The following is an 11615-nucleotide window of genomic DNA, read 5'->3' as shown; positions in this document are numbered from 1 at the left end:
CTGTTTCACCAAAATGGATCATCAAGGATGGCCGCGACATCTGGGTCGTCAAGTGTCCGTTTTCTTCGAAAACGGATCGCGTCGCGACGCAGCAAAGCTGCGCACTTGACTACCCAGATGTCGCAAGAACAATTTCGTGTGCGGTTGGGTGACCAGAATGGGCACCAAAACGCTTCCAGATAAAAACCCATGCAAAACGATGTCATCCCCGCCGCAACGAAGTGGAGAGCGGGGACCCCATGGGAGTTTGCGGCACAAGGCCTGGGACGCGGCTTAAGCCGCGGCGGATACCCGGCCGAGGGCGCATTGTTGCCATAGGTCGGAAAGGGCCGTCACAAGGCGCTCAATATCCGCGTCGCTATGCAAGGGCGATGGCGTGATTCTGAGCCGCTCAGTCCCGCGGGGCACAGTCGGATAATTGATCGGCTGGATATAGATACCCGAGCGCTCGAGCAGCCAATCGCTGATCATTTTGCACTTAACCGGATCACCAACCATCACGGGAATGATGTGGCTATCGTTTTCCATACAAGGAATGCCCACGGCCTCTAAGCGGCGACGCACCAGCGCCACACGGTCTTGATGGCGCTCACGCTCTGCCGAACTTGCTTTTAAATGACGGATGCTGGCGCACGCACCAGCAGCCACCGAAGGCGGCAGAGCGGTTGTGAAGATAAAGCCTGAAGCAAAGCTGCGAATGAAATCGCAGAGCGCCGTCGAGGCAGCGACATAGCCGCCAAAGACACCAAAGGCCTTGCCCAATGTGCCTTCAATCACGGTTAAGCGGTCCATCAAGCCCTCGCGTTCGGCTACACCACCGCCACGTGGGCCATAAAGGCCAACGCCATGGACTTCGTCGAGATAAGTCATGGCCCCATATTTTTCTGCCACATCACAGATGGCCGCAATCGGAGCGATATCGCCATCCATCGAATAGACCGATTCAAAAGCCACCAGCTTGGGCTGTTCAGGCGGCAGGCTGGCCAAAACACGCTCAAGATCCTCAGTATCATTATGCTTGAAGATGCGCACTTCGGCGCGACTATGGCGAATGCCCTCAATCATGGAGGCATGATTGCCTTCATCCGAGACAACGACGCAATTTGGGATTTTGCTCGCCAAAGTGCTCAAGGCTGCCCAGTTGGACACATAGCCGGAGGTGAACAAAAGTGCCGCTTCCTTACCATGTAAGTCAGCCAATTCTTGCTCAAGCAAGATGTGATAATGATTGGTGCCCGAGATATTGCGCGTCCCACCGGCACCGGCACCGCAGCGATCAATCGCTTCATGCATCGCGGCCAAGACCTTGGGATGTTGGCCCATGCCGAGATAATCGTTCGAGCACCAAACCGTCACTTCATGGACACCGCCATCGGCATGACGCGTCGCGCGCGGGAATTGGCCCGCATGACGCTCCAAGTCCGCAAAAACGCGATAGCGACCTTCAGCACGCAACGCGTCCAACTGGCTGTTGAAATAGGCTTGGTAGTCCATGTTATTTCCCCTCCCGACAGCCCGGCAGTGCTTTCACCACCACCAGGCCGTTTTGATATCTGTTTGGCAAGCAACTTACCAAACGGGTTGTAGCCGAACGTTGCTGGGTAGCTCATTCGAAAGTGTTGGTAGTAGATAAAGGCCGGCGAAGGTTGCCGCGACTTGCGCGCTCCACCCCAGTCGTTTGATCTGATTGAGTATGCCGCCTTCAGCCTTCGCGGCTTCGATCTTGTCCGAAAGGATGCGCAAACGCTCAAAGCCGGCACGGAACTTTGGATTATCGGTGTCGAGCATGACGGGGAAGACCTGCTTGGAAATCTCAGTCGTGAGCGAAAACACCTGATAATCATAATCGGTTGGGTTCACGCCCAATGCCTTGTGGAAGGCCGGCCGTGAATGGTCGCGCACATACATGGTGGCATAGACCGACAAGAGGAAAAAGCGGATCCAAAGCTTGTTGCCACCTTGCAGCAAGGATGGATTGGCGCGCAGCATCAAGGCAAAAGCTTCGCCATGGCTAAACTCATCATTGCACCATTCCTTGAACCAATTGAAAATTGGATGGAATTTGTGCTGTGGGTTGCGCTCTAATTGCCGGAAGATGGTGATGTAACGCGCATAACCAATTTTTTCGGACAGATAGACCGCATAGAAGATGAACTTAGGTTTGAAATAGGTGTATTTCTTGGTCTTGGTCAGAAAGCCCAGATCAACGCCAATCCCAAAGTCCTTCAGCGACTCATTGATAAAGCCTGCATGGCGCGATTCATCGCGGGCCATATATTTGAACAAGGCTTTGATATCGGGATTGGAGACGCGCTTGACGATCTCTGCATAAAGCACGCAGCCGGAGAATTCCGACGTGATGGAGCTGACCAAAAAGTCCACAAACTCGCGGCGCAATTCTGGGTCCAGATCATCCAAACGATTATCGAAGGCCGCATCGCGCTTAAAGTGGCCGCGGCGCGGATCGGCCGCCATGGCCGACAGCATTTGGTCCCATTCTTCTTGCACCAAGGACACGTCGATCTTGTCCATCGCCGCATAATCGGTTGTGTAGAAGCGCGGGCTCAAAATCGTGTCGGTTTTGGCCAGCTGGGTGGTATCGAGATAGGTGTCGTCAAAAGTGGCTGCTGTCATGGCAGTTTCCCCGGTGTGAAGCTGACTTCGTAAAGCTCAAAGAGCTCAAAATAAGAGGCGACTTTGATCCAAAGTCTTTCAAGGGCGGTCGCGCGAATGATCTTCACACCCCGATGGAGCGTGCAGGATTCACCAAACGACAGCCGGATCGGGGGTCCTTGGACAATCATCTTGTCGCCAGGGCCGAGGATGGTGCCATCGTCCAAGGAGACATGGGCATGGAGGCTAGTCTCATCATGCTGAATCTCAATGGTACAAGTTGTCACATGCGACACACGCTTCAAGGCGTCTGGCCATTGCAAGGTCCAAAATTCGGGCTGTTGGTGGAAGAGGGACGACTGGCTCATGACCGGACCAACTCCATGGCTTGCGAGGTATAGAAGCCGCTGACAACGCGGGATGTGCGGCCAATTTTCCAGCCCGCCATACGCGGGTCACTGGCCACGGCCTTGCGCAAGAAAGCCTCGCTGACCGGTTCAATCGCCGGGGCGCGATCGGCGCGCGGGAACAAGAGCCCCACCGTGTGCATGAGGGTCAAAAGCGGGGTCTTGGGCGCGAAGGTAAAGACGATCGAACCCGAACAACGCGCCGCCAATGACGATACGGCCGTCATGATTTCTTCGCGCGGATAATGGATCAGGGAATCCATCGCCACCATATGGTCAAAGACACCATGCGCTGGGTCGAGCATATCGCCGACGCGAAATTCAATCGTGCCCGGTGCTGGGTCAATCGGCGCGCGCTCACCCGCGACCGAAACCAAGCTTGCAGCCACATCCACCGCCACCACATCGCCACCACGATGGGCCGCGATAACGGCCAAAGCCCCGGTTCCACAGCCTGCATCCAAAATGCGCTTGCCGGTCAAAGAGTCCGGCAACCAAGAGACCAAAATCTCGCGCATTTGATCGCGACCGGCGCGCACCGTTGCGCGGATTTTGCTGACTGGGGCAGTCGAGGTCAGCTGCGCCCACGTCTCTGACGCGGTGCGGTCGAAATAGGTCTCGAGGCGTTGGCGGCGCTCAACATAAGTGGTGGTCAACATGCCAAATGCTCCCGATCAATCAAAGCCAAGGAAGTCGAAAATGTCGCGATCCTTCATCGGCTCAGCCTTCAGCTCTTTCGTGCCAACCCAGAGCGAGGCGGCTAAACGAAGATATTCATTCTGAACGGCTTCCAGCTCTGGCGAAGGCTCCATTTCAAACAAAGTCGACTTTTTAAGACGCGAGCGCCGGATAACGTCGAGGTCAGGGAAATGGGCGACACGTTCGAGACCACAGGCCGCATTAAACCGGTCAATCTCATCGGTATCCTTGCTGCGATTGGCGATCACGCCACCTAAGCGCACATCATAGTTTTTCGACTTGGCCTTAATGGCTGCCAAGATGCGGTTCATCGCGAAGATGGAGTCAAAATCATTGGCGGTGACGATCAAGGCACGCTCAGCATGCTGCAAGGGGGCGGCAAACCCACCGCACACCACATCACCCAAAACGTCGAAGATCACGACATCGGTGTCTTCCAACAAATGATGCTCTTTCAAGAGCTTCACCGTTTGGCCGACCACATAACCACCACAGCCCGTGCCCGCTGGCGGGCCACCGGCTTCTACGCACATCACGCCATTATAGCCTTCATAGACATAATCTTCGGGGCGCAATTCCTCGCTGTGGAAGTCAACGCTTTCCAGAACATCAATGACGGTCGGCACAAGCCGCTTGGTCAAGGTAAAGGTGCTGTCATGCTTGGGGTCGCAGCCGATTTGCAGGACGCGCTTGCCCAGTTTGGAGAAGGCCGCCGACAAATTGGAGGACGTGGTGCTCTTGCCAATGCCGCCCTTGCCATAAATGGCGAAGACCTTGGCTTTATCGATCTTCAAATTGGGATCAAGCTCTACTTGAACGCTGCCTTCGCCATCACCGCGCAAGGAAGGGGCCCGCGTGATCGGGGTCGCTCTGGGTTTCAGGCCGCGGGGTAGGTCTAATAGAGCCATGGGTTCTTCTCCTAGGTCAGGCAGCGGCGGCTGCGATGCCTTCCAAATTGTCTTCAAGTTCATCACTGGCATTGCGGAGCGCTTCCAAAGTCGCGCTGTCGGGCTGCCAATAATTGCGGGCGTGGGCTTCCAAGAGGCGGTTAGCCATCCGGGCGGAAGCTTTCGGGTTGAGGGCGGCCATGCGCTGGCGCATGGCGTCATCGAGCACATAGGTCTCGCTGATTTTTTGATAGACCCAAGGCTGGACCTGTCCGGTCGTGGCCGACCAGCCCATGGTATTGGTGACTTGCGCCTCGATCTGGCGCACGCCTTCATAGCCATGCGACAACAGGCCTTCATACCAGCGTGGGTTCAGCATGCGGGTATGGGTCTCAAACGTCACTTGTTCGGCCAAGGTGCGGATTTTGCCGTCGCCTTGGGTTTGGTCCGAGATATAGACGGGCACATCGACACCGCGAGCGCGCTTCACCGCTTTGGTAATGCCACCCAAGGTATCGACATAATGGTCAATCGTGGTGACGCCGAGCTCTACCGAGTCGAGGCCCTGATAGGTGAGATCAACGGTTTTCAAGATGCCTTCCAACACGGCCGACTGGCGCATGGGTGGGCCCTTTCGGCCATAGGCGAAGCATTTGCGGCTTTGATAGGCTTCTGCCAGTTCATTCTCATCCGTCCAGCAGCTGGCATCAATCATTTGATTGACATTGGCACCGTAAGCCCCGTCGGCATTGGTGAAGACGCGTAGAGAAGCCGTCTCTAAATCGCAGCCAGTTTGGGCGCTCTGGGCAAGCGCGTGCTTGCGGACGAAATTCATGTCATCGGGTTCATCCGCACTGGCCGCCAGCCAAGCCGCTTCTGCCAGCATGCGGGTCTGCAGCGCCAGAAGGTCGCGGAAAATGCCCGACAACGTCATCACGACATCAATACGGGGGCGGCCAAGTTCTTCCAACGGAATAAGCTCTGCCCCACACAAGCGGCCATAACTGTCAAAGCGTGGCCGTGTGCCCATCAGATAAAGCGCTTGCGAGATTGTGCTGCCTTCGCTCTTCAGATTGTCAGAGCCCCAAAGAACCATGGCGATGGTTTCGGGGAAGGCCCCGGTCTCATCCATATGCCGATCCAGCAACTTACGGGCCTGGCGCGCGCCATCATGGGTGGCGAAAGCGCTGGGCAGGCGGAAGGGGTCAAAACCGTGCAAATTGCGCCCGGTTGGCAGGACAGCTGGTGTGCGAACCAAATCTCCACCCGGTGCGGGGCGGATATAGCCACCATCTAGGGCATGGATTAAGGCCGACAGCTCGTGGTCCTTCTCCAACAAGACATTGCTTTCGGCCAAGGCCTGCAGCCGTTCAATCAAGCTGCGGCTGGACTTTAGGCCCGCTGCCTCAAGGGCGTCGGCGGGACTGGCACCGTGCACCAAAGCCTCAATCACCGAACGGGGCAAGGCTGTGTCTGGCACGCCATTGGCCATGGCCAGCAACAAGTCGATCCGTTCTTCCATCGAAGGGGCTTGGCCAATGACATGCAGGCCCTCGGGGATCAGTGCATCGTTTAACTCACGGACCCGGGTTTGAAGGGCTTCCATCTCGACCGCGCAAGGCCCTTTCCAAGCAGGACTGGCAGGGGCGAGGTCTAAGGCGGAGGCTTGGCTTTGGATGAGTTCGATCAGGCTGTCGCAGTCAACACCATCGCCCTCTCTCGCCCCATGCCAACGGCCAATGCTTTCGCGCAGATCCTGCAAGCCCTTGTACAGGCCAGCTTGCACGATGGGGGGCGTCAAATAGCTGATCAGCGTGGCACCGCCACGACGCTTGGCCAAAGCCCCTTCTGAGGGATTATTGGCGGCATAGAGGTAGTAGTTGGGGATATCGCCAATCAGGCGCTCTGGCCAGCAGTCGCCCGTTAGGCCCACTTGCTTACCGGGCATGAATTCCAAGGCACCATGGGTGCCAAAGTGCAAGAGCGCCGAGGCCTTAAAGTCTTCGCGCAGATAGCGATAAAAGGCCGAAAAGGCATGGGTGGGCGAGAAGCCTGCTTCAAACAACAGGCGCATCGGGTCGCCCTCATAGCCAAAGCCAGGCTGGAGACCGACAAATACCCGGCCAAATTGCGCACCCAAAACAAAGATAGAGCGACCATCACTGAGTTGGCGTCCGGGTGCTGGGCCCCATTGTGCTTCAATCTGCCCCAAATAGCGTTCGCGCCGCACATGGTCGTCAACAGAAATGCGGGTGTGAACATTGGCGTCGGTGCCAAAGCGGGCAGAATTTCCGATCAGCAGCTGGTCCCGCAGCGCATCGACCGAATCTGGCAGATCCACATCATAACCTTCGGCTTTCAGCGTCTTTAACGTATTGAATAGGGACGCAAAAACCGCGAGATAGGCAGCAGAACCTACCGAACCCGAATTGGGTGGGAAGTTGAAAAGAACGATGCCCAAATTGCGCTCGGCCCGTTCAGTCCGGCGGAGCTTGACCATTTTGGCGACGCGATCGGCCAAGGTCTCTGCCCGCTCGGGGCATACCCGCATGCGGGGCGGGCCTTTTTCTTCCTCAAACGTGCAGGCGTGGCTGCAGCCCTTACACGCGACACCCGAACCATCCGAACGACCGCCATAGACGATGGGGGCTGTTGCGCCATCCAACTCTGGGATTGCGACCATAATGGTCGATTCAACGGGCGAGAGGCCCATGTGCGAGCTGCCCCAGCCTTGCAGGGTCTGGAACTCAAGCGGTTGGGCCGAGACATAAGGTACGTCCAGCTCTGCCAGAACCTTCTCTGCCGCCACAGCATCATTATAGGCAGGCCCACCAACCAACGAGAAGCCGGATAGCGATACAATGGCGTCCACCGTAACGCGGCCATCGGCCATGAAGAATTTCTCGATGGCCGGACGGGAATCAAGCCCACTGGCAAAAGCGGGAATGGCACGAAGGCCGCGCGCCTCTAGGGCTTCAATCACACCCGCATAATGGCCGGCATCATCGGACAAAACATAAGAGCGCAACAAAAGGACACCGACCGTGCCCTTATGCTCGCGGCGCAATTCGGGTAGCGCCGACAAGCTCTCGCTGATGCGCTGTTCGGCTTGGGGATGGTAAAGACCGACTTCGGGATAATCGATAGGTGCGGCGGCCTGCATCACGCCGCGCAATTCCTTACGCTCGCCACTGGCATAACGGCCAATCAGATTACGCACCATCGAGACGACGTTCTCTTGCGAGCCCGACAGCCAATATTGCATAGTCAGGAAATAGTGCCGCAGATCTTGCGCGGGGCCAGGAATGTATTTCAACAGCTTGGGTAAGCGGCGCAGCATCGCCATTTGGCCCGCGCCAGAGCTTCCGCCCGACTTCGTCTTATTGCCACGCAAGCGCTTCAACATGGCCAGCGGGCCCTTGTCAGACCCATCCATGCTGAAATTGCCCAGCTTCGTCATTTTCACAACTTCGCCGGCCGACATGATGCCAATCATCGCATCGCAATGATCGCGACGCGCGGCCAAGGCAGGCAGTACGGCTTGGATATGTTCATCCACAAACATCATGGAAACAAGGATGATGTCCCCTTGGGCGATGTCGCGCAGGCAGGCATCCAGCGCCCCGCGCTTTTCCGCCCAATCGGTGGCGGCATGCATCACAACCGAAATGCCAGGATTTTCCGAGGCGAGCGTATCTGACGCGCGCTGAACCAAGGTGCGCAAATGGTTGTCGAGGGTGACGACCACCACCCGTACCGATGTGCCCCCATCTTGTGGGCGCGAGCTAGGGCCGTCTTCAACGTGCGAAGTGGCTTTTGGCATCGTAAAGCGCCTCAAGGGAGATGATCTCTAAGCCCTGCTCAGCGGCGTAACGTTCCGTGTTACGCTTAGCTTTGCCCCGGACAAAGAAGGGGATTTTCGAAAGTTCCTTGGTGGCCTCAGGGCTCCAATTCAAAACAGTGATGGTTTCTTGCGCGGAGGCTGCCGCTGCGATTGGCGCGCGCTCAACTTCTGAGACAGAGGGTTGCGCGGCGGCTTCGACTTTGGCGTGACCGCCGAGATGGGAAGGCCCGGCAGCATCATTAAACTCAAAGTCCTCGCGGAACATGGTCAGCAAATGCTCTTCCAAGCCCATCACAAGCGGATGGACCCAGGTATCGAACAACACATTCGCACCCTCAAAGCCCATGACGGGGGCATAGCGGGCCGGGAAGTCTTGCACATGGACTGGGGCTGAAATCACCGCGCAAGGCACGCCGAGGCGCTTGGCAATATGGCGTTCCATTTGGGTACCCAGAACCAATTCCGGCTGCAGCGCAGCAATGGTTTCTTCCACCAGCAAATAATCGTCTGTGATGAGGGCTTCGACGCCCAACTCAGCCGCGACGGCCCGCACATCCCGCGCGAACTCACGATTATAGCACCCAAGGCCCACCACTTCGAAGCCAAGCTCTTCTTTCGCCACACGGGCGGCAGCCATGGCATGGGTAGCGTCCCCAAACACAAAGACGCGCTTGCCGGTCAGATAATTGGAATCAACCGAACGCGCCCACCAGGGCATGTGCGAGCCATGCTGTGCCAAGAGGGGCTCTGGGTCGACGCCTGCTAAAGCGGCCACTTCGCGCACAAATTCACACGTGGCTTGGAAGCCCATGGGGATCGTCCGAACGGCCTTTTGACCATATTGACGTTCGAGCCAGCGGGCGGCGGTGTCGGCGATTTCAGGATAAAGAACGACATTAAAGTCCGCCTCCGGCAGGCGGCGAATGTCGTCTGCCGTCGCACCCATAGGAGCGGCAACATTGACCTCAATCCCCAGCTGATTGAGCAGGCGGGTGATTTCGATCACGTCATCGCGGTGACGGAAGCCCAAAGCCGTTGCGCCCAAAATGTTGCAGCTTGGCTTGGCACCCTCAGCCTTGGGGGCCGGGGCTTCGGTCGCAAGACCACGGACGATTTGATAAAATGTCTCGGCCGCGCCCCAATTTTCCTTCTTCTGATAGGAAGGCAGTTCAAGGGTGATGGTGGGAACAGGCAGATTGAGGGCGCGTGCCAAACCACCTGGATCATCTTGAATAAGCTCTGCCGTGCACGAAGCCCCCACCAGCATCAAGTCTGGGTCAAAGCGCTCAAACGCATCACGCGCCGCAGTCTTGAAGATTTCAGCGGTATCGGTGCCAAGGTCGCGGGCTTGGAATGTCGTGTAGGTCACTGGTGGCCGCGCGCCCCGCCGCTCAATCATCGTGAACAACAGGTCGGCATAGGTGTCGCCTTGCGGTGCATGCAGGACAAAGTGGACACCTTTCATCGCAGTCGCGATGCGCATGGCCCCTACATGGGGAGGTCCTTCATATGTCCAAACCGTCAATTGCATGGCGTTACACCTTCAATACGGAGCGGCGATAAAGCGGGCGGGCAAACAAACCGGCCAGATCACCCGCGCAATCAAAGCCATGGACTGGCGAGAAAACGAGCTCGATCGACCATTTGGTCGAGATGCCCTCCCTTTCGAGCGGATTGGCGAGGCCCATGCCGCAGACGACCAAGTCTGGCTTTGCGGCACGGCAGCGGTCGAGCTGGCGGTCAACATCCTGACCCTCACTCAACGTGACGGCCTCAGGCAGATACTCCATCTCGGCGCTCAAAAGCTGGCGGTTGAGATAGGGCGTGCCGACTTCGATCAACTTCATATCGAGCTCGCGCGAGAGGAAGCGCGCAAGGCTGGGTTCCATTTGCGAGTCGGGGAAGAAGAAAATGCTCTTGCCAGCCAGATGTTGCTTTTGCGCTTCTAAAGCACGCTTGGCCCGCTCCCGCCCCGGTGCGACAACGGCCAGGAAGTGAAGCTCTGGGATACCAAAGGCATCGGCGGCGGCTTTCAGCCAATGGGTTGTGCCCTCAGCCCCAAAGGGGAAAAGAGCTGGCAAATGCTGTGCACCCCGCTCGGCCAAGGCACGCGCTGTCTCACCCAAAAAGGGCTGCGCCAACAAGAATTTGGTGTTGGGGCCAATGGCTGGGATGGATTGCGAATTGCGCGGTGGGAAGAAGTGAACCGGCCCAATGCCCAATTGGTTGAACAGGCGGGTGAACTGGTCTTCGACAATATCTGGCAAAGTGCCGACAACGAGCAGCGAGGCTGGCGCATCTTCTGCCGCAACCGGCGCTTCTGGCACCAAAGCCACCAAGCAGGCATCTTCGCCTTGCGTGAACGTCGTCTCAATGCCGCTGCCCGAATAGTTCAAGACGCGGACCGAGGGGCTGTGCTTCTTCGACAAACGCTCTGCCGCGCGCGATAGATCGAGCTTAATCACCTCAGACGGGCAAGAGCCGACGAGGAAGAGTAATTTGATGTCGGGCCGACGCGACAATAGCCTGTCCACCACTCGGTCAAGCTCCTCATTGGCGTCCACAAGGCCCGCCAAGTCGCGCTCTTCCATGATGGCTGTGGCAAAGCGGGGCTCGGCAAAAACCATCACCCCAGCGGCCGATTGGATCAAATGGGCGCAGGTTCTAGAGCCCACCACGAGGAAAAACGCATCTTGAATTTTGCGATGCAGCCAAACGATCCCGGTTAGCCCGCAGAACACTTCCCGCTGACCGCGTTCGCGAAGAACTGGGCGCGCCTCGACGGCAGGGCTGGTCAACGTGGCAGCATCGCTCATGTTCAGGATGCCCCGTCTCTGGGCGTATGAGACTGTTTCGTATGCGAAACGGAACTGGACCCCGCATGGGCTGGCCACGGATTTGCGAATTGCAAAAGACCGTCAATCCAACGTCTTAAGATGGAGGGGGAAGCCTTTTTTCGTTCGGAAGCTTTACCGACATGAGACTCAGAGACACGCCATTCGTGCGAGTTAGAAGGCTGCATCAACATCGGAATTCTCCAGCAGAAATCGGACCTCTGATAAGGCCACCTCGCAAGGTATGCCTCCCCTTCACGTCTTGTCAATAGAAATAGACGTCCAATACTTTTGACAGTCATCAGGCGAACAAACCCTTGCAATTTGTTCG

The 11615-nt window shown here is 57.1% G+C and carries 8 protein-coding genes; all 8 read right to left on the bottom strand.

What is annotated here, in order from left to right:
* Nucleotides 1-273: 273 nt before the first annotated feature.
* Nucleotides 274-1494 carry a 5-aminolevulinate synthase gene (gene hemA / locus IOB61_RS15920; RefSeq protein WP_085340892.1) on the bottom strand — a complete coding sequence of 407 codons (1221 nt, stop codon included), beginning with the start codon at nucleotides 1492-1494 and terminating at the stop codon, nucleotides 274-276.
* 75 nt (nucleotides 1495-1569) lie between these two features.
* The gene (acsF, locus tag IOB61_RS15915) at nucleotides 1570-2634 is read right to left on the bottom strand and encodes a magnesium-protoporphyrin IX monomethyl ester (oxidative) cyclase (protein WP_290818829.1); all 1065 of its coding nucleotides are present in this window, start codon (nucleotides 2632-2634) and stop codon (nucleotides 1570-1572) included.
* Nucleotides 2631-2981 carry a hypothetical protein gene (locus IOB61_RS15910; protein ID WP_290818827.1) on the bottom strand — a complete coding sequence of 117 codons (351 nt, stop codon included), beginning with the start codon at nucleotides 2979-2981 and terminating at the stop codon, nucleotides 2631-2633. The genes acsF and IOB61_RS15910 overlap by 4 nt, the downstream gene beginning before the upstream one ends.
* Nucleotides 2978-3679: a magnesium protoporphyrin IX methyltransferase gene (gene bchM, locus IOB61_RS15905; RefSeq protein WP_290818826.1), complete on the bottom strand. Its 702-nt coding sequence runs from the start codon at nucleotides 3677-3679 to the stop codon at nucleotides 2978-2980. The genes IOB61_RS15910 and bchM overlap by 4 nt, the downstream gene beginning before the upstream one ends.
* 15 nt (nucleotides 3680-3694) lie before the next feature.
* A complete protein-coding gene (gene bchL, locus IOB61_RS15900) occupies nucleotides 3695-4627 on the bottom strand; it encodes a ferredoxin:protochlorophyllide reductase (ATP-dependent) iron-sulfur ATP-binding protein (RefSeq protein ID WP_085341015.1) in 933 nt (310 codons plus the stop codon).
* 16 nt (nucleotides 4628-4643) lie between these two features.
* Complete coding sequence (locus tag IOB61_RS15895; protein WP_290818823.1) at nucleotides 4644-8429, bottom strand: magnesium chelatase subunit H; 3786 nt, start codon at nucleotides 8427-8429, stop codon at nucleotides 4644-4646.
* Entirely contained in the window at nucleotides 8404-9981 is a 1578-nt protein-coding gene (gene bchB / locus IOB61_RS15890; RefSeq protein ID WP_290818821.1) for a ferredoxin:protochlorophyllide reductase (ATP-dependent) subunit B, read from the bottom strand. The genes IOB61_RS15895 and bchB overlap by 26 nt, the downstream gene beginning before the upstream one ends.
* 4 nt (nucleotides 9982-9985) lie before the next feature.
* The gene (locus IOB61_RS15885; RefSeq protein WP_290818819.1) at nucleotides 9986-11266 is read right to left on the bottom strand and encodes a ferredoxin:protochlorophyllide reductase (ATP-dependent) subunit N; all 1281 of its coding nucleotides are present in this window, start codon (nucleotides 11264-11266) and stop codon (nucleotides 9986-9988) included.
* Between the last annotated feature and the right edge of the window lie 349 nt (nucleotides 11267-11615).

Source organism: Aquidulcibacter sp. (assembly GCF_020253525.1).
GTDB lineage: Bacteria > Pseudomonadota > Alphaproteobacteria > Caulobacterales > Aquidulcibacteraceae > Aquidulcibacter.
This window is presented reverse-complemented; position numbering and strand designations above follow the sequence as displayed.

Coding starts and splice junctions, on each gene's coding strand:
- acsF (WP_290818829.1), bottom strand. CDS start 2,634: ATGACAGCAGCCACTTTTGACGACACCTATCTCGATACCACCCAGCTG.
- IOB61_RS15895 (WP_290818823.1), bottom strand. CDS start 8,429: ATGCCAAAAGCCACTTCGCACGTTGAAGACGGCCCTAGCTCGCGCCCA.
- IOB61_RS15910 (WP_290818827.1), bottom strand. CDS start 2,981: ATGAGCCAGTCGTCCCTCTTCCACCAACAGCCCGAATTTTGGACCTTG.
- bchL (WP_085341015.1), bottom strand. CDS start 4,627: ATGGCTCTATTAGACCTACCCCGCGGCCTGAAACCCAGAGCGACCCCG.
- IOB61_RS15885 (WP_290818819.1), bottom strand. CDS start 11,266: ATGAGCGATGCTGCCACGTTGACCAGCCCTGCCGTCGAGGCGCGCCCA.
- bchM (WP_290818826.1), bottom strand. CDS start 3,679: ATGTTGACCACCACTTATGTTGAGCGCCGCCAACGCCTCGAGACCTAT.
- hemA (WP_085340892.1), bottom strand. CDS start 1,494: ATGGACTACCAAGCCTATTTCAACAGCCAGTTGGACGCGTTGCGTGCT.
- bchB (WP_290818821.1), bottom strand. CDS start 9,981: ATGCAATTGACGGTTTGGACATATGAAGGACCTCCCCATGTAGGGGCC.